This window comes from Bacillus nitroreducens (assembly GCF_964021195.1).
The window spans coordinates 56,912-75,000 of the sequence record NZ_CAXHYI020000003.1 but is presented as its reverse complement, the minus strand read 5'-3'; the positions used below and the strand labels follow the sequence as shown (position 1 = coordinate 75,000).

At 36.9% G+C, this 18,089-nt stretch carries 15 protein-coding genes and 4 tRNA genes; 16 read left to right on the top strand and 3 right to left on the bottom strand.

The window, feature by feature from the left end; translation table 11 throughout:
* Nucleotides 1–9 precede the first annotated feature (9 nt).
* The 5 genes from ACWPVE_RS04230 to ACWPVE_RS04210 all read left to right on the top strand — a co-directional run bounded on the left by ACWPVE_RS04230 (nt 10) and on the right by ACWPVE_RS04210 (nt 1,813).
* Nucleotides 10–84 (top strand) — tRNA-Gly (locus ACWPVE_RS04230).
* A 2-nt stretch (nt 85–86) separates the two neighbouring features.
* A tRNA-Cys gene (locus ACWPVE_RS04225) sits at nt 87–160 on the top strand.
* A gap of 36 nt (nt 161–196) precedes the next feature.
* Nucleotides 197–282: transfer RNA gene (locus ACWPVE_RS04220), tRNA-Leu, on the top strand.
* Between the two features lie 30 nt (nt 283–312).
* A tRNA-Leu gene (locus tag ACWPVE_RS04215) sits at nt 313–395 on the top strand.
* 197 nt (nt 396–592) lie between these two features.
* A complete protein-coding gene (locus ACWPVE_RS04210) occupies nt 593–1,813 on the top strand; it encodes an ISL3 family transposase (RefSeq protein WP_453991002.1) in 1,221 nt (406 codons plus the stop codon).
* Nucleotides 1,814–2,090: 277 nt separating this feature from the next.
* Here the strand turns inward: ACWPVE_RS04210 and ACWPVE_RS04205 are convergent, their stop codons facing one another.
* The gene (locus ACWPVE_RS04205) at nt 2,091–2,471 is read right to left on the bottom strand and encodes a DUF4870 domain-containing protein (protein WP_453991000.1); all 381 of its coding nucleotides are present in this window, start codon (nt 2,469–2,471) and stop codon (nt 2,091–2,093) included.
* A 171-nt stretch (nt 2,472–2,642) separates the two neighbouring features.
* Here ACWPVE_RS04205 and ACWPVE_RS04200 point away from each other — a divergent pair, with 171 nt between their 5' ends.
* On the top strand, nt 2,643–3,149 hold the full coding sequence (locus ACWPVE_RS04200) for a type 1 glutamine amidotransferase domain-containing protein (RefSeq protein ID WP_453990998.1): 507 nt from the start codon (nt 2,643–2,645) through the stop codon (nt 3,147–3,149).
* Between the two features lie 134 nt (nt 3,150–3,283).
* Here ACWPVE_RS04200 and ACWPVE_RS04195 read toward each other — a convergent pair whose 3' ends face one another.
* Both ACWPVE_RS04195 and ACWPVE_RS04190 read right to left on the bottom strand, forming a co-directional pair.
* Nucleotides 3,284–4,354, bottom strand: coding sequence for a LysM peptidoglycan-binding domain-containing protein (locus ACWPVE_RS04195; protein WP_453990996.1), 1,071 nt, complete (start codon nt 4,352–4,354; stop codon nt 3,284–3,286).
* A 248-nt stretch (nt 4,355–4,602) separates the two neighbouring features.
* Nucleotides 4,603–5,850: an amidohydrolase family protein gene (locus ACWPVE_RS04190; protein ID WP_453990994.1), complete on the bottom strand. Its 1,248-nt coding sequence runs from the start codon at nt 5,848–5,850 to the stop codon at nt 4,603–4,605.
* Between the two features lie 220 nt (nt 5,851–6,070).
* On the opposite strand from ACWPVE_RS04190, the gene ACWPVE_RS04185 reads away from it, so the two are divergent.
* From ACWPVE_RS04185 to ACWPVE_RS04140, 10 genes are all read left to right on the top strand, one after another.
* The gene (locus ACWPVE_RS04185) at nt 6,071–6,346 is read left to right on the top strand and encodes a DUF485 domain-containing protein (protein ID WP_453990992.1); all 276 of its coding nucleotides are present in this window, start codon (nt 6,071–6,073) and stop codon (nt 6,344–6,346) included.
* The gene (locus tag ACWPVE_RS04180; protein ID WP_453990990.1) at nt 6,343–7,884 is read left to right on the top strand and encodes a solute symporter family protein; all 1,542 of its coding nucleotides are present in this window, start codon (nt 6,343–6,345) and stop codon (nt 7,882–7,884) included. Before ACWPVE_RS04185 ends, ACWPVE_RS04180 begins: the two co-directional genes overlap by 4 nt.
* The gene (locus ACWPVE_RS04175) at nt 7,884–9,653 is read left to right on the top strand and encodes a LytS/YhcK type 5TM receptor domain-containing protein (protein ID WP_453990988.1); all 1,770 of its coding nucleotides are present in this window, start codon (nt 7,884–7,886) and stop codon (nt 9,651–9,653) included. The genes ACWPVE_RS04180 and ACWPVE_RS04175 overlap by 1 nt, the downstream gene beginning before the upstream one ends.
* A complete protein-coding gene (locus ACWPVE_RS04170; RefSeq protein WP_453990986.1) occupies nt 9,650–10,402 on the top strand; it encodes a LytR/AlgR family response regulator transcription factor in 753 nt (250 codons plus the stop codon). Before ACWPVE_RS04175 ends, ACWPVE_RS04170 begins: the two co-directional genes overlap by 4 nt.
* 143 nt (nt 10,403–10,545) lie before the next feature.
* Nucleotides 10,546–10,875 carry a DUF485 domain-containing protein gene (locus tag ACWPVE_RS04165; protein WP_453990984.1) on the top strand — a complete coding sequence of 110 codons (330 nt, stop codon included), beginning with the start codon at nt 10,546–10,548 and terminating at the stop codon, nt 10,873–10,875.
* Nucleotides 10,876–10,887: 12 nt separating this feature from the next.
* A complete protein-coding gene (locus ACWPVE_RS04160; protein WP_453990982.1) occupies nt 10,888–12,423 on the top strand; it encodes a solute symporter family protein in 1,536 nt (511 codons plus the stop codon).
* A 149-nt stretch (nt 12,424–12,572) separates the two neighbouring features.
* Nucleotides 12,573–14,291, top strand: a complete 1,719-nt coding sequence (locus tag ACWPVE_RS04155) for a sulfate adenylyltransferase (protein WP_453990980.1) — start codon at nt 12,573–12,575, stop codon at nt 14,289–14,291.
* A gap of 263 nt (nt 14,292–14,554) precedes the next feature.
* Nucleotides 14,555–15,463, top strand: a complete 909-nt coding sequence (locus ACWPVE_RS04150) for a carbohydrate ABC transporter permease (protein ID WP_453997348.1) — start codon at nt 14,555–14,557, stop codon at nt 15,461–15,463.
* Nucleotides 15,463–16,290: a carbohydrate ABC transporter permease gene (locus ACWPVE_RS04145; protein ID WP_453990978.1), complete on the top strand. Its 828-nt coding sequence runs from the start codon at nt 15,463–15,465 to the stop codon at nt 16,288–16,290. The genes ACWPVE_RS04150 and ACWPVE_RS04145 overlap by 1 nt, the downstream gene beginning before the upstream one ends.
* A 427-nt stretch (nt 16,291–16,717) precedes the next feature.
* Nucleotides 16,718–18,004, top strand: coding sequence for an ABC transporter substrate-binding protein (locus ACWPVE_RS04140; RefSeq protein ID WP_453990976.1), 1,287 nt, complete (start codon nt 16,718–16,720; stop codon nt 18,002–18,004).
* The last annotated feature ends 85 nt before the right edge of the window (nt 18,005–18,089 follow it).

Below are 18,089 nucleotides of genomic sequence, written 5' to 3'. Positions count from 1 at the left end.
TTTCAAATTGCGGAAGTAGTTCAGTGGTAGAACACCACCTTGCCAAGGTGGGGGTCGCGGGTTCGAATCCCGTCTTCCGCTCCAATGGCGGCATAGCCAAGTGGTAAGGCAGAGGTCTGCAAAACCTTTACCACCGGTTCGAATCCGGTTGCCGCCTCCATTTGTTTAAATTCTATGAAAGTGCTTTTATATATTTGCCGGGGTGGCGGAACTGGCAGACGCACAGGACTTAAAATCCTGCGGTAGGTGACTACCGTACCGGTTCGATTCCGGTCCTCGGCATCGTTTGATGTCTTTTTTATTTCTAAGTATGCCTGAGTGGTGGAATGGCAGACACGGTGGACTCAAAATCCACTGCCAGCGATGGCGTGCCGGTTCAAGTCCGGCCTCAGGTATCGAGCTAAAATTAGTAAAAGGAATGTGGCTTCAGTTAAATAAACTGATTCCACATTCCTTTTTTATTGTTCTTTTCTAGTGGCTCTATAATATTTGTTGGGGTTTAAACAAAATTTTGTGTGCATAAAAAAACACGCAAACTCCTCATTCTTTTATACTTGAATTGTCTAGAAACAAGTCTAAAGAATGGAGTTGCGTGTATATGGATTTTACCATGATTATTCCTGGATTAAAAGGGTCTATCCTAACCAATGTTGAAGAAGTGGGCGAAGTTATCCGCCTGTACGTTGAAATGGAGCGAAAAGTACATCGGTGCCCTAAATGTAATCAAAGGACGAGTAAAATTCATGACTATCGTATACAAAAAATTCAACACTTAAAGTGGTTTGAAAGAAAAACCCAAATCTTTTATAAGCGAAGACGATATGTCTGTGAATGTGGGAAACGTTTTTCAGAGAAAAATCCTTTTGTCATGCGTTATCAACGTACCTCAATAGAATGGAATCAAGCTATATCAATTAAAGCGATTAAAGGAAAAACATTTAAGGAAACAGCTGAAATCTACGGGTGTTCATCTTCAACCATTATACGTCGATTCGATCAAATTTCACGAAGTGAAATTCATCCGGTGGAAGAATTACCTACAGTTATAGCTATTGATGAATACAAGGGTGATACCCGCGAAGGGAAATACCAGTTAATCATTGCGAATGGGATAACAAAAGAACCGATTGATATTCTACCAAATCGTTATAAACGTACGATAAAAGACTACTTAAGAAAGCACGGATCTAGAGTGCAAATAGTCATAATGGATATGAATCATTCCTTTAAAGCAGCCGTTCAAGAGGCATTGGGTAAACCTGTTATTGTAGCTGATAGATTTCATTTTTGTCGTTACATCTATTGGGGGCTTGATGGAGTAAGACGTCGAGTACAAAACCAATTTCATGGCTACGACCGTAAAAAGTGTAAACGTATGAAACATGTCTTTCATAAAGACTGCCAACGCTTAACTAAGGATGAGAAATGGCATTTAAATCGTTACTTGGAGATGTCGAATGAACTCAAACAAGCATATGAAATTAAAGAGGCATATCGTTCTTGGTTTTTACGTGCCAAAGAAAACGGAAAAAACAGTATCAGTTTGGTTAAAAAGGAATTGGAAGAACTATATAAGTTAATTGAGGATTCAAAGATACCTGAAATGATTAAAGCAATAAAGACCATACAAAATTGGCAAGTTGAAGTATTAAATAGCTTTGCCTATGAATATTCAAATGGGTTTTTAGAGGAAATTAATAATTCAACCAAAGTTCTAAAGAGAAATGCTTATGGATTTAGAGTTTTTGAACGCTTTAGGGCGAAGATTTTATTAACACACAAGTATAAAAGAATTGGGGTACATATTGGTTAACCGAGTTGGTGTGATTCTCCTCTATAAAAAATGATGAATGGTACCATCCATCATTTTTTATAGAGGCCACCAAACGTAGCGCGGTAGCCTAAAACCCCAACATTTGATTTAGAACCTTTCTAGTTAATATTGCTAATGGATAAAACAACTTTTATTGATTGTAGCGGAAATCGAATATATCAATAACAACGAATTTTACGAATACAACCTTTAATTTTGAGTATGGTGAAATGTGAGGAATTTTGGAGGTGTTACAGATGTTCCGTCTTTTAGTGCTTCATTGCCCTTCATTACTCTTATTAAGTTGCTGTTCGACTAAATCACCAATTGCAGGAATCTTATACCACTTACCTTGGTATGCTTGATACATTAAAATGATCCATAGTATAAAAGATAATGGTGATATAATTATCCCAACTAACCATCCAATAAAAGGTAATATCGTAAGTACGGTCGAAAGTATAAATATTGCTACAAAAACAAATGTCGATTGTAGTGCATGAAATCGAACAAATCTGTTTTCTTTTTCAATAACAAGAAAGATGATTCCTGTAATCGGCCCTAATACGTAACTTAATAGTCCTGCTACATTTTCGGTAAGTCCAGTAGAAGTTTTACCGTTATTTTGTGATTCAGGATCCATTTTCTCCTTATCCATACTTGCCCCTCCTTATCGCGATTTACTGTGCCGCCTTTATAAGGATATTATGGTTTTTTAATATTATTCAAAAAATCGATTGAAGAAGAGTTGTCTATGCACTTTGTTTGAAGTCAAACCATAAATCGATTAAGATAAAACTGAATTCAAATTACAAAGGAGTGGATACCAATGGCAACTGTATGTTTTTTACTAGCTGATAACTATGAAGATTCGGAAATGAAGAATCCTTATGAAGCATTGAATGAAGCTGGGCATAAAACCGTTGTTGTAGGAATTGAAAAAGGAGTTGAACTTAAAGGGAAGAAAGGTACGGTTTCTTATACGTCTGATTTATCTATAAGTGAAGTCAAGGCGGACGATTTTGATGCTGTTATTATTCCAGGTGGTTCGGCTCCTGAGGCACTTCGAGTTAATGAGGACATTGTTACATTTGTTAAACAGGCAAATGAACAAGGTAAGGTAATTGCGGGTATATGTCATGGACCACAAGTTATGATTAGTGCAGATATCCTAAAAGGTGTAAGTGCAACTTCTTACATAGGTATCCGTGATGATTTGAAAAACGCTGGTTCCAATTTCTTAGACCAAGAAGTTGTGGTTGATGGAAATATTATTACTTCTCGTACACCTAAGGACGAACCTGCATTTATTAGAGAAATATTAAATAAATTATAAAAAGTATGTCCACAAGGCCTCTTCTCGATTTGGAAGAGGCCTTTTACTCTATAATCTTACTTCTATTATTTATTTGAAAGGACACTAAAAAGGAAGTCAATTCTTAGCAAATTAACTTCCTAAATTAAAATCTATTAATAAAATCTTTTAAATCCTTCGAAGTGTTTTTTCCAATAAGAGTTGTTTAAATTAGTAATGACAACGCCACTATTTGATGCATGAATGAATTCATTGTTACCAATATAGACTCCAACATGAGAAATACCAGATTTATAGGTTCCTTCAAAGAAAACTAAATCCCCAACACTAGGTGTATTTACATAATGTGAGCGCATGTGATAGCCTTCGCTTGAATAGCGATTAATGTCTAATCCTGCTTGCTTATATACATAGTAGATAAATCCACTACAGTCAAACCCACTAGGAGTAGAACCGCCCCAAGCATAACGTGTGCCTAATTGGCTTTTTGCGACTTTAATTAATTGGTCGACATTATAGCTAACGTCATTAGATGGTGTTTTGTCTTTAGGAGTTTCTACTTTAGTGCCAGTTCCAATATTTAGCTTCTGACCAATATAAATCATGTCTGATTTCAAGTTATTCCATTTCTTAAGATTTGCAACAGTTACTTTATACTCTATTGCAATTCTTGAGAGGGTGTCTCCAGACTTAACTGTATAAACAGTAGCCGATTGAACTTTTTCTTCCTCTGGCTTCTCAACTTTCTCTTTTGGTGGGTTAGTAGGTTTCTCAGTTGTTGAAGGATTGCTTACAACAAACACATTTCCTGGATAAATAAGAGTAGAGTTCAAATTATTCCATTTCATTAAATCATTTAATGAAATCTTATGTGCCATAGCAATACCGCTAAGTGTATCACCAGATTTTACAGTATATGTAGTTGCCTTTGATGTACTTGTTTCTTTCTTTTCTTCGTTCGTAGGCTGTTTGTTATTATTAGTTGAAGTGTTGTTGGAGTTTAAATCTGTTTTAAGTACTTGATTCGGGAAAATCAGATCGCTTGTTAAGTTATTTAAAGACTTTAATTGTGCAACAGTAAGATCATGCTTTAGCGCGATCTTCCATAGTGAATCACCACGCTGGACTTTGTACGAGCTTGATGCCTCTGTTTCTTCTGCGCCCAAAAATGCAGAGGCAATAAATGCCGTCGCAGTCACAGACATATAAATTTTCTTTTTATCCAACTTTTGTACCTCCTCGTAAATCTATTAATCTAATAATTCATTATACTATAGTATTGTCTAGGTTTGTAGATTAATGTGGAAATAGAGGAATAGTTATCCATCCTTTTCTAGTAATTAAAAATTTTTCTACAGTCATTTAAACACTAGCAAAATTAGTGGAGAGTCCTTAGGCATATTTTATGTCGTTTATTTTTAAGGTTATAAAAAACTCCCCCTCAAACTAAATGTTGAGGAGGAGTTTCTTCTAGTTATTTTAAGAAGTCTACTTCCATTTCATTTTTTCTAGGCTCACGTTTAAAGAGATATTCTCCATTGCGGACAGATGCAAGTACCTCTGCACGTTCCCGTATGGCTTCATAAGCATCTTTAGCATCTAATACAATAAAGTGTGCTGGTTTTCCAGCCTCGATCCCGTATTCATCGTTTACTCTCATGATGTTTGCTCCGTTGTAGGTGATCAAGTCAAACGCTTTATTGATTTCATCTATGTGTGTGTAATGAGCTAGATGAATTCCATTATCTAGAATATTCATCATATTTCCGTTACCTAAAGGATACCAGTAGTCTGCAATCGAATCTTGAGCAAAAGCTACGTTATTTCCATTTTGGAGAAGTTCTTTTACTCGTGTTAGACCACGACGTTTAGGATATGTGTCGCCACGGCCTTGTAAATGGGCATTTTCAGTTGGGCACGAAATAAAGTTAATTTTTGATTCTCTAAATAAACCTAACATTTTATTGGCATAACTGTTTTCCACTGAACCAAAGCTACAAGTATGACTTGCAGTGGTGTATTCACCATAGTCTTTTTCCATTACAAGTGCATTTAATACTTCTAAAAAGCGACTATTTGGATCATCATTTTCATCACAGTGAATATCAATCATTACATTGAATTTCATTGCCATGTCTACAATACGTCTTAATGATTCAACACCATGTTCGTATGAAATTTCAAAATGAGGGATTCCTCCTGCTACATCTGCTCCCATTTCAAGTGCTTGTTCCATTAATTGCTCTGCCCCTTTATATCGAAAAAATCCTTCTTGAGGAAAAGCAACAAGCTGTAAGGTGACAATGTCTTTTAATTCTTCACGTAGTTTTAGTAAGGCTTTCATTCCTGTTAAATTAGGATCCGTAATATCTACATGAGAACGAATGAATTGTACACCTTTACTAACTTCTTTTTGAATGCCTTTAATAGCACGTTCACGTACCATATCTTCCGTCAATGATTTTTTATTATCACTCCAGCGTTGGATACCTTCAAACAATGTACCTGAAACATTTGCGTTTCCTTCACCTAGTCCTGAAAAGATATAATCTAAGTGTAAATGAGGATCGACATACGGAGGCAATACCAATCGACCTTCTAGGTCAATCACTTCCTCAGCATTGTCTAAATCATTCCCAATTGATTTAAACTTCCCATTCTCTACTAAGATTTCATGTGCTTCTTGGTCTCCATATATAGTGGCATTAATAAACTTTTTCATCCATACTTAACTCCTTTACTATGCTGTCTCAAATAATATTTTTATACTACAATATTATAGCATTCGTAGAGGAAGAAACGTAAAATGCGCTTTGTGTTCCTGTATCTGTGATAGGGTTTAATATCATGTGCCTCAACTTTACAAGTATTGGATCTTCATGTAATATTTAAATTGGAGTATTTTACAGATTTTTCAGACTTCATCTTCAGGAGGATGATGCATGGAAGAACGGATTTTATATTTGATTCGAAAGAGAAAACAGATGATGGTGCCCACATTGGCTGTAGCATTACTGTTTTATTTTATACTTCCAGTTTCATTAATTTTCATTCCAGATGTAATGAATCGTCCAAGCTTTATTTATCGTATACCTTGGGCATGGTTATACGCCTTTTTACAAATTCCGATGACATGGTTCTTATGTGGGCTTTATCATAAAACAGCTACTAAATTAGAAAAACAACTGGATGATATCAATAAGGAGAAATCATTGTGAATCCTACTTATTTTTTATTTCTCATTTATATCATAGTTTGTACTTTAATTATTACCTATTGGGCTTCCAAGCGTAGTAAAACAACGAATCGATTTTATATTGCTTCTGGTTCATTGACGGGTTTTCAAAATGGAATGGCTATTGCTGGTGATTTTATTAGTGCAGCATCTTTTCTCGGAATTGTTGGTATGGTTGCAATCCGTGGATATGATGGCTTTTTATATTCAATAGGTTTCTTAGTTTCATATGTAGTGGTTTTATTATTAATTGCGGAGCCTATACATCGCCTAGGGAAATATTCGCTCGGAGATGTTATATGTTCACGGTTTCCAAGTGATAAAATGCGGTTAATCATGGCATTTTGTACAGTCACAATCTCCATTCTTTACATAATCCCTCAGCTTGTTGCTTCAGGATTTCTACTTCGTTTACTACTAGATATCGATTATTCTGTTTCAGTGATCGTCATAGGGGGATTAATGACTGTTTATGTTGTTGTAGGAGGGATGATTGCGACTTCTTGGGTCCAGATTGTAAAAACCGTTCTTCTTATGTCAGGTACTTTTCTGCTCACACTTATCGTGTTTTCCCATTTTAGTTGGAATATTGAGAAGTTAATTGGAGAAGTAAAAGCAGGCACACCATTGGCAGAGAAGTTTTTCCTTCCTGGTAATTTATTTGATAATCCGTTGGAATTCCTTTCACTTCAACTCGCTTTAGTGCTTGGGACAGCAGGATTACCTCATATATTAATACGATTATTTACAGTCAGGAATACGTTTGAGGTCCGTAGGTCTCTGATTAGTTCAACATGGATTATTGGTATATTTTATCTGATGACGCTCGTCCTAGGACTCGGGACAGTTGCATTATTGGGATATGATTCGTTAATGGGGCTAGACCCTACTGGAAATTTAGCTGCCCCATTACTTGCAAAAGAAGTTGGTGGCGACTTCTTGTTAGCATTTGTATCTGCCATTGCCTTTACAACAATTATTGCAGTTGTTGCAGGGCTCGTTATATCTGCTACGACTGCATTTTCTCACGATATTTTTCACCATATTATTAGGAAAGGAAAATCAACTGAGAATGAACAATTGAGGGCAGCACGTTGGTCCGCATTAGGAATTGGGGTGATTTCCACCTTGTTTGCCTTACGTTTGGAGACAATTAACGTTACATTTCTTGTTTCGATGACGTTCATTGTTGCTGCGTCCAGTATTTTCCCCGTTCTTTTATTAATGATTTATTGGAAGCGTTTTACTACAGTGGGAGTAGTTACAGGGATATTGAGTGGACTTATAGCTTCCTTAATTTGTGTTATTTTAGGTCCATACATAATGAATCCAGTTGATGGCTGGATTAAGGCAGAGTCCGTATTTACACTGTATAATCCTGGGATTATCACGATCCCGATTGGTTTTCTAGGAGCATATGTAGGTACCATATTGTCAAGTAAGCCTTCCACTACCATAGCAGAATGTAATGAGTTTTATCTCAATGCACAGTCTGGTATTTCCTCAAGGAGAGAAAACTAATGGAGAGTTTGACAATTATTTTGTTTGAACGCTTGGGATTACTACTTATTATTGCATTTGTGATGACACGTACACCAGGCTTCAGGTCTTTATTGTACCGTAATTACAGTGTAAGGATGTCAATTGTTCATGCGGGGGTATTTGGCTTATTTGGAATCGCTAGTACGATGACAGGAATTGTCATACATGAGGACGGAGTTTTCAGTCATCATTTAGTGCTTTTTCCAGTGGAGGAAAATCATTTAATTGTAAGCATGAGCCTTGTAGCAATCGTGATTGCTGGTTTATTAGGTGGACCAATTTTAGGGTTCGGTGCAGGAGTTATTACGGGGGGCCATCTCCTTTTTCTTGGTGGGGTTGGGGCAGTCGCGAACGCAATAGTGAATCCTGTCACTGGTATATTGGCAGGATTAACAGCAACTTTTTTTTCAAATGAACGTGTTATCTCGCCCCTTAAGGCCTTATTCATCGGAGTATTTCCTCCAGTATTGCACATGCAATTATTACTTATTATTTACACAGATCGAATCGATATGATCACAGTTGTGAATACAATTGGTCTACCGCTTGTGTTATCAAACAGTGCAGCGATTGCAATCTTTACAGCAATGATAGGAATTGTATTACGAGAACAAGAAAATGAGGCAGCATTAGCATCAAAACAAGCTTTAACAATTGCGAAGGAAGCACTACCGTTTTTAAAGAAGGATTCTCCGTTTGATGTAGCAAATGGCTTGGCAAATTTATTATATACTCGCTTGAGGTTAGCGGCTGTTTCCATTACCGATCAAAAAGAGGTCTTAGCACATAAAGGTTTGGGAGAAGATCATCACCATTTCGGTGATTCGATTACATCACATCCAGCACAAGAAGCCATTCAATTGAAAAAAATTAAGGTGTCCCATGTGAAATCAGATTTAATGTGTACTCATAAAAAATGTGGGCTTGAGGCTGCTATTTTTATACCTATTATAGAAGATGGGCACGTAACGTATCTAATAACGTTCTATTTTCGTAAGAAAGAACATATCTCTCCAGTTGAAATGATGATGGCGCAGGGGTTAGGTCAATTTATTTCAGATCAATTGTACATGCTTGGAACAGAGAAATTAAAAGCACATATCCGGGATGCAGAGCTAAGAAATTTACAAGCACAAATCAATCCACATTTTCTATTTAATACACTTCAATTGATTGCTGGCTTGTTTCGAGAAAATCCAGAAAAAGCCCGGCTCATTACATTAAAACTAGCAAGTTTCATGAGGTTTAATCTACGATTGGTATCAAAATCACTTGTTGAACTAGAAAAAGAGTGTGAACATGTGGAAAACTATGCTTCGATAATCCAAGAAAGATTTAGGGGCAGATTACAAATATATTTTGTAAAGCCAGCGGATCTAACTGATATTTATATCCCGCCATCGACCATTCAACCACTAATTGAAAATTCGGTTCAACATGGTTTAAGGAACGTAATCGATGATGCAAAGATTGAGATTATTATAGAAAGACAGAATAGGAGACTCTCTGTCTTAGTTCGAGACAATGGCAAGGGGTTTCCAGATGAAATTTTGCCAATTGTAAGTCGACAGCCAATAGCTAGTCATAATAATGGAGGGATAGGGATTTTTAATGTGAACCAACGATTAGTTCAGTTGCTAGGAGAATCAGCACGTTTGCACATTCGAAACTTGTCCAAAGGAGGAAGTGAAGTAAAGTTTTCAATTCCAATACCAAATCATTATGAAGAAAAGAGGGTGATGGGATGAAAATTCGTGTAATGATTGCAGAAGATGAATTTATGGCAAGAAAAGAACTGCTTTATTTATTGAAGAATGAAAAAGGAATAATTCTTACTTCACATGCGGAGACGGGTGAACAACTAATTGAATTATATTCCCAACATAAGCCAGATGTCATCTTTCTTGACGTAGAAATGCCTGGGCTTACAGGTATTGAGGCAGCACGATACATTATGAAACAGGAGCTCGAGAAAATGCCATTGTTTGTGTTCACCACTGCATATGATGAATATGCAATGGATGCGTTTGAAGTGGAGGCTGTTGACTATCTACTAAAACCTTATGACGAGACTAGGTTTCGAAGAACGATGAGTCGTGTTCGCAAAAGCTTAGAAAATCGAAGTAATAGTAGTAATCCAATCGAAAAAAAAGTACAAGCTACCACATCAAAGTTATTAATAGATGATGGAGAAAGGATGGTGGTTGTCTCTCCAGAATCCATTTACTATGCTGTACCAAATAAACCATTTTTAGAGATACATACAGAGGATAAAGTTATTATGAGTCGGATGACGTTACAAGAATTAGAGGACCAATTAATGGGGCATTCGTTTTTCCGTGCACATCGCAGTTATTTAGTAAATTTAGACCATGTGCTAGAAATAACCCCATGGTTTAATGGAACAAGCAATTTGACTCTAAAAGATAAAAAACAAACAAAAATTCCTGTGAGTCGTTCTGCGAGTAAAACTATTTTTGAGATTTTTAAAACATAAGATTAGTAGACTATATGCAAGAACCATTCGTCAGCCAAAAATAACCATTCACCATATTTTTTCAACCGTTCATCCTTTTATTAATTATATAATATTCAAAATTTATATAATTATCGTACATTAGAGGAGAGGGGTTGGTATTTTTGGCTCAAAAAGAATTAATTACAAATAAGGAGATAAGTATTGATTATGTAAAAGTTGAAAGTAGTCCACAATTTAAACTGTTTTTGAGCAGAAAGAACAAATTTATATTACCGATGACAATCTTTTTCATGATTTTTTACTTTTTATTACCTATATTCACCTCTTATACATCGTTCTTAAACACTCCAGCATTTGGAGATATATCTTGGACTTGGATATTTGCCATATCACAGTTTATCATGGTCTGGGTGTTAAGTTCTATCTATGTCAAAAAAGCAGCTACATTTGACAAGGAAGCAGATAAAATCGTTCAGGAACAATTAAAATAAGGGGGAATGTAGATGGATCCGATCGTAATAGTTCTATTTCTTGCAATTGTTATACTTACGTTAGTCATCACCTATATTGCAGCAAAACAAACGAAATCAACTGGTGACTTTTACACTGCTGGTGGGGGATTGACAGGATGGCAGAATGGATTAGCTATAGCTGGGGATTATTTATCTGCTGCATCTTTCCTTGGTATCGCAGGAATGATTGCTTTACAAGGTTTTGATGGGTTTTTTTACAGTATCGGATTTTTGATTGCTTATTTGGTGGTATTGTTCTTAGTGGCGGAGCCATTGCGGAACCTTGGTAAATATACTTTAGCAGATATGATTAATTCTCGCTTTGATGCAAAAAAGGTGAGAGGTGCTGCTGCACTTAGTACGATTACGATTGTTCTTTTCTATATGATTGCACAACTAGTTGGTGCTGGTGCGCTTATTCAGCTTTTATTTGGAATCCCATACTGGATTGCTGTTTTAATCGTTGGGGTTATGATGACGATTTATGTTTTATTTGGAGGAATGATTGCAACAAGTTGGGTACAGATTACGAAGGCTGTACTTCTGATGGCAGGAATGGTTATAATCTCCTTTTTGGTACTCATGAAATTTAACTTTAACATAGGGGCTATGTTTACTGAGGTAAAAACAGCTACAAGTCATGGAGCAGATTATCTAAATCCAGGTATAAAATATACAAATCCTCTAGGTACACTTTCATTAATGTTAGCACTAGTTCTCGGTACAGCGGGTCTTCCGCATATTCTAATGCGATTCTTCACAGTAAAGGATGCAAAGACTGCTAGAAGCTCAGTTATTACTGCTACTTGGACGATTGGGATCTTTTATATCTTGACTTTATTCCTAGGTTTTGGAGCAGCGATTTATGTTGGAGAAAGTGAAATACTTGCAGCAAATCCTGGTGGAAACATGGCTGCACCATTACTGGCACAGGCAATTGGTGGAAATATATTATTTGCTTTCATTTCTGCTGTTGCATTTGCAACTATTTTAGCTGTTGTAGCGGGGCTTGTGTTATCAGGAGCATCTGCATTTGCACATGATATTTACGGACAAATTATTAAAAAAGGAAACATAACAGAGAAACAGCAAATGCTAGCAGCACGGTATGCAGCGTTAGGAGTATCTGTTGTATCAATCCTGTTGTCATTAGGTGCTCAATACTTAAACGTAGCTTTTCTGGTTTCTTTAGCATTTTGTATTGCTGCAAGTGCAAACTTACCAGTTATTCTGTACACAGTATATTGGAAGCGCTTTAATACGTCAGGTGCCATTTGGGCACTTATGTCAGGATTAGTCTCAGCATTAGTTTTAGTATCGATTAGTCCTAGTGTATTTTCGCCTGTTGAAGGTGCTGCTCTTTTTGTAGGGAATCCAATTTTCCCAATCGATAATCCTGCACTTGTGAGTGTGCCACTAGGTTTTCTTGGTGGCTATCTAGGAACAATTTTCTCTAAAGAAAATGATTACAAACGCTATGCTGAAGTTTCTGTGCGAGCACATACAGGTTTTAAAAAAGCGGAATAGAGAGTTAAATAGAATCGTATTATAGACAAAGAGTATATTTAACTTTATTGAAGTGTCATCCCCTATTTGTAAGAGTAGGGGATGAAGTAAAAAGAAGATTTATAGAATTTGAATAGGATCAAATTTAGGGGGATGAGGTTGATTTGACAATGAATAATGAAGTAAGCGTACAAGAAAAAGTGACAAAATATCCTCAACAGCCACATGGGGGAAAATTAGTTAATCGTGTTTTAACTGGAGAAGAACGAGATCAAGCGATGGAGCGAGCAAAGCAACTGCCATTTATTATGGTTGATCTAGAGGCTGTTATTACGCTTGAAATGATTGCTACAGGTGTACTATCTCCAAATGAAGGATTTATGAATGAAAAGGACTATAAATCAGTATTAATAGATGGACGATTAGCAAATGGACTAGTTTGGCCTGTACCCCTAAGCTTCGCACCTATTGGTGACAGAAATAAGCAGGTAATTAAGTCTTTATCAGTAGGGGATGAAGTGGCATTAGTTGATGAATCGAAAGAGCCAGTAGCTATCTTATTATTGGAGGATATTTTCGACTATGATCGGGATTTCCGTGCACAGCAATTATTTGGTACTACTGACCGCGATCACCCAGGTGTGGATTCAATTTACCGTAGGATGGGGGATACGGCACTTGGGGGGCCAATTCAGTTGCTTCGTCGTGTCCATTGGGGACCTTTTGAAAAAATACGGATTGAACCGAAAGACACTTGGAAACTATTCTATGAAGAGAAGAAGTTTAAGTCAGTAGCTGGTTTTATTACAGGTGCAAATCCGCTACATCGTGGTCATGAATATATTCATCGAAATGCACTTGAGGAGATGGATGGATTATTTGTTCAGCCATTAGTTGAAATGGCAAAGCGTGAATATACAAGACATGAATTCCGTATGTTATCCTATCAAGCAGTGCTTGATACATATTATCCAAAGGAAAGAACCATTCTTTCGCCACTTCGTGTGACTTATATTTTTGCAGGACCTCGTGAAGCGGTTCTTCATGCTCTTATTATGAAGAATTACGGTTGTACTCATGCATTAATAGGGCGCGACCACGCAGGTGTGGGAGATTATTATGACAAATATGCTAGTCATTCCATTTTCGATCAATTCTCAACAGAAGAATTAGGCATCGATATTCGATTATTCCATGAGGTGTTCTACTGCACACGCTGTGATAGTCCTGCAACGGAACAAACATGTCCACATGATGATCGTTATCGAATCAATATTTCTGGGACAGGTATTCGTGAGTTGTTACGATATGGTGTTCTACCACCAAAAGAAATTGTAAGACCAGAATCTGCCAGAATTGCCATGCAAGGTGTGCAACCTAAAGGTGTAGATGAGGATGGGATGGCGATTGCACCAGTAGGAAAAACAATCAAGTCTATCTTTCCTTATTACCTCCATTCAAAAGGAATCGGTGGTTCAAAGCGCAAACGTCCATTAGAAGTAAGTGAGTTAACGATAGACGATTTAGAGGCAGCTATAAAGGATGTTCGTGATAATGCAGATCGTGTATATAAAGAGGTGTTCCAAGAGTTCAGTTATGTAACGGACCACCTTCGTTCTGTACAGCCAGAATGGGTAGCAGAAGCTCGTGAATCGATTCAGCGTCAGCAAGAAATGGTAGTGGAAGACTTAAAAGAAAAAGTAGATCGAGCATTAGAAAAAGCCTCTGATGAATTTTTGTATCAGGATAAGTCAGAAGCTGAGGTTGAATTAGAGGTAGCACAGAAAATCTTGGAGGATATTCCTGCAGCACTTCGCAAAGCGGACCTCGAATATCGCACATGGAATCCTTTACCATATAAGCGATATAGGGGAAGCGATGAGGAATAGACTAAATTAAATAAGAAAAAGTTAGGTCATTTAGTCAATATTCAGAGACTCGTAAGCACATTTCTACATATAGAAATGTGCTTTTTTACATGAACATCCGTTAAATGAATAGTCCTAAAGTTACATTTAGGTCAATATTGCCCCCCCTTTCAGTCAATTTAGTTTCCTGTGTTCTGATTATTAAGCGTTTATAATAAAAGAAAGCGATTACAATTAAATAGGGGGTGGCATTAGTGGAGGCTAAGACAGTCAGTGAGGCACAGATGAACCGAAAAACAGGTATAAAACCGAAACGAGAAGTAAAGTGGAAAAGCATTTTGACATATGTAGCTTTTGTTGGACCTGCACTTTTGTTTTTTGTAATGATTCAAATTATCCCGTTCTTAATGGGGATCTATTATTCTTTTACATCCTGGAATGGGATTAGTTCAGCGGTGGAATGGGTAGGATTAGAGAATTATAAAAAGATTTTTACAAACGATGCAAAGTTTTTTGATTCTTTCTGGTTCACAACAAGGTTTATGTTTACAGCTGTTATTATAAGTAATTTAATAGGATTCGGATTAGCTTTATTGCTTAATAGTGCATTAAAGACGAGAAATATTTTACGTACCGTATTTTTCATGCCAAATGTGATTGGTGGACTATTACTTGGGTTTATTTGGCAGTTCATCTTTGTGAAGGGGTTTGCATCAGTAGGAAAATACACCGATATTGGTATTTTTAAGCTTGCATGGCTAGGTGACGAAGTAACTGCCTTTTGGGGAATTGTCATCGTATTTGCATGGCAAACGGCTGGTTATATGATGGTGATTTATATCGCAGCATTGCAGGGAGTGGAACAATCCTATATTGAGGCTGCTAGAATTGACGGTGCTTCGAATTGGCATGTATTAACGAAAATCATTATGCCGTTAATTCTCCCAGCGTTTACGATTTGTTTCTTTTTGACAATCTCAATGGCATTTAAAATTTTCGACATTAATATATCTTTGACAAATGGGGGGCCGTTTAACTCGACAGAGTCTGTTGCGATAAATATTTATCGGGAAGCCTTCCAGTATAACAATTTTGGTCTAGGTACTGCTAAAGCAGTCTTGTTCTTTGTAATTGTGGCAATCTTTACGACTGTTCAAGTTGTGATGACGAAGAAAAAGGAGGTTGAGGCATAGTGAACCAAAAATACACAAAAAAGACCTTTCTTTTAGAGATATTCGGGATTGTGTTGGGTCTCATTTTTCTCATCCCTTTTTACTTTGTGATTATAAATTCTGTGAAGGCCTTTTCTGAGATATTAATTGATGCTGCTGCCTGGCCAAAGGAAATACTTTTTACGAATTTTGTTAAGGTATGGGACATTATTAACTTTCCAAAAGCATTTTGGAATTCATTGATTATTACAGTTGCAAGTAATATTGGAATTGTAGTGATTAGTTCCATGGCAGCATGGAAGCTGGTCAGAACAAGAGGAAAGCTTAGTAACTTCTTGTTTATCTTTTTTGTTGCTGCGATGGTTATTCCCTTCCAGTCTGTTATGATTCCGTTAATGAAACTTGGTGGAGCATTAGGCATCGTGAATAGTATTCCAGGTATTGTAATCATGTATTTTGGCTTTGGCGTACCATTGTCTTTATTTCTTTTTCACGGTTTTGTGAAGACAGTGCCAGTTGAAATCGAGGAATCAGCGACAATAGATGGTTGTTCACAGTTTGGCGTCTTTTGGAGAATCGTTTTTCCACTATTAAAGCCAATTACTGTGACCGTGGTTATTTTAAATACATTATGGATTTGGAATGATTACTTACTTCCACTTCTTGTTTTAACAGATGCAGAGTTAAGGACTATTCCATTAGCGACAAGTTCTTTCTTCGCTCAGTATACAAAACAATGGGATATGGGATTAGCAGCACTCGTTCTTGGTATCACACCCATTATTATATTCTTCTTATTTTTACAAAGGCATATTATTAAGGGGATTGCTTCAGGATCGATTAAATAGGTTCTTTTTAAAAGGGTGTTTTAGCATACTTTGTTGTTTTTCATATCGTTGATTTGTGTTTTTAGGTGGACGCTTTTGCGCGGGCGTGGTTTGACCTCCTCGTCGCTACTGGCGTGTCTTAAGGGTCTTGCTTTTACTAAGCAGAACATTGTGAGGCTTTCTTGAGTAATCCCACGTACACAGAAAATGCTGGTAGTTTCAAGGAACGCCAGCTTACGCTCCAATCAACTAGATTTGTAATTTCATATCAAAATCAACAATCTTTTAGAAAAATACCTTTTTAAAAAGATTTTGCTTTTGAAACTAGCAAACTATGTTGAATTAAGCGGAAAGTCTTTTTCTGAACAGAAACACAACCAGCCATTAACTAAGGTTATACGTTTTTGTATAATAAATAATTAAACTTTACAAAGGGGGAAATGATGTAATGAAACGCAAATTGCTTATGTTCACAATGGCTTTGTTTTTAATCATCCTTGGTGCTTGTTCCGATAAGGAAGAGACAGGTGGTAAGGATACTAGCAAGGGAGAAGGAGGAGCAGATGGAGAGACTGTTACTCTAAATATCATGCAGTTCAAAGTTGAGATTGCCGATCAACTACAAGCAATGATTGATGAGTATGAAAAAGAACATCCAAACATTAAGATTAAGCTTGAGTCAGTTGGCGGTGGTGCTGATTATGGTGCTGCGTTAAAAGCGAAATTTGCTTCAGGGGATGAGCCAGATATTTTTAATAATGGTGGATTTAAAGAGTTAGAGCTTTGGAAAGAGCGTCTAGCAGACCTTTCCGATGAACCATGGGTAGACAATGTGTTACCAATTGGTAAAGTTCCAATGACTGACACAGATGGGAAGCTTTATGGTATGCCTGTTAACTTAGAAGGATATGGCTTTGTATATAACAAGGATTTATTTGAAAAAGCTGGTATTACAGAGGCTCCAAAAACGTTCTCAGAATTAAAAGAAGCAGCAGAAATACTAGAAGCTGCAGGCATTACTCCTTTCGCGGCTGGCTATGGAGAATGGTGGGTAATTGGTCAACATTTACTTAATATTCCATTTGCTCAACAAGATGACCCTGTTAAATTTATCGAAGGACTTTATGCTGGAACAGAAAAAATTGTGGGTAATAAGCATTTTGAGGATTTTAAGAATGTACTAGATTTAGAGTTAGAATATGCAAATGACAATCCACTCACGACTGACTATAATACCCAGGTTACGTTATTTGCATCTGGCGAAACGGCAATGCTACAACAAGGGAACTGGACTGAAAACATGATCTATGAAATTAATCCTGAAATTAACATGGGCTTCCTACCAATTGCAATGACGGATGATGAGGCGTCAGCAAACCGATTACCAGTTGGGGTTCCAAATAACTGGGTTGTTAATAAGAATTCAAAGCATTTACAAGAAGCAAAGGATTTCTTAAATTGGATGGTGTCTTCTGAAACCGGCAAACGTTATATCACTGAAGAATTCGCGTTTATCCCTGCATTTGATAACATTGAACCGACTGGATTAGGTGATTTAGGTCGTTCGATTCTAGAATATTCTAAGGATGAAAATACCATTCCGTGGACTTGGTTTAGATGGCCAGATGGTGCAAATATGGAAAAAGCAGCAGCTATCCAAGAATATGCAGCAGGCAAAATTGATTATGATGAATTATTAGCTCGTTTCCAAGAGACATGGGATAACCTGAAGTAATCGTTAATTGATAGGTAGTTTTCAGTGATTACTCCCTTCTTTGTAGAAAGCATGTCTATACTAGGCGTGCTTTCTATTTTATACT

What these genes read in the sequence shown, in the direction of transcription:
- ACWPVE_RS04155 (WP_453990980.1), top strand. Translation starts at nt 12,573, where the DNA reads ATGAATAATGAAGTAAGCGTACAAGAAAAAGTGACAAAATATCCTCAA.
- ACWPVE_RS04170 (WP_453990986.1), top strand. Translation starts at nt 9,650, where the DNA reads ATGAAAATTCGTGTAATGATTGCAGAAGATGAATTTATGGCAAGAAAA.
- ACWPVE_RS04160 (WP_453990982.1), top strand. Translation starts at nt 10,888, where the DNA reads ATGGATCCGATCGTAATAGTTCTATTTCTTGCAATTGTTATACTTACG.
- ACWPVE_RS04200 (WP_453990998.1), top strand. Translation starts at nt 2,643, where the DNA reads ATGGCAACTGTATGTTTTTTACTAGCTGATAACTATGAAGATTCGGAA.
- ACWPVE_RS04205 (WP_453991000.1), bottom strand. Translation starts at nt 2,471, where the DNA reads ATGGATAAGGAGAAAATGGATCCTGAATCACAAAATAACGGTAAAACT.
- ACWPVE_RS04175 (WP_453990988.1), top strand. Translation starts at nt 7,884, where the DNA reads ATGGAGAGTTTGACAATTATTTTGTTTGAACGCTTGGGATTACTACTT.
- ACWPVE_RS04185 (WP_453990992.1), top strand. Translation starts at nt 6,071, where the DNA reads ATGGAAGAACGGATTTTATATTTGATTCGAAAGAGAAAACAGATGATG.
- ACWPVE_RS04150 (WP_453997348.1), top strand. Translation starts at nt 14,555, where the DNA reads ATGAACCGAAAAACAGGTATAAAACCGAAACGAGAAGTAAAGTGGAAA.
- ACWPVE_RS04190 (WP_453990994.1), bottom strand. Translation starts at nt 5,850, where the DNA reads ATGAAAAAGTTTATTAATGCCACTATATATGGAGACCAAGAAGCACAT.
- ACWPVE_RS04140 (WP_453990976.1), top strand. Translation starts at nt 16,718, where the DNA reads ATGAAACGCAAATTGCTTATGTTCACAATGGCTTTGTTTTTAATCATC.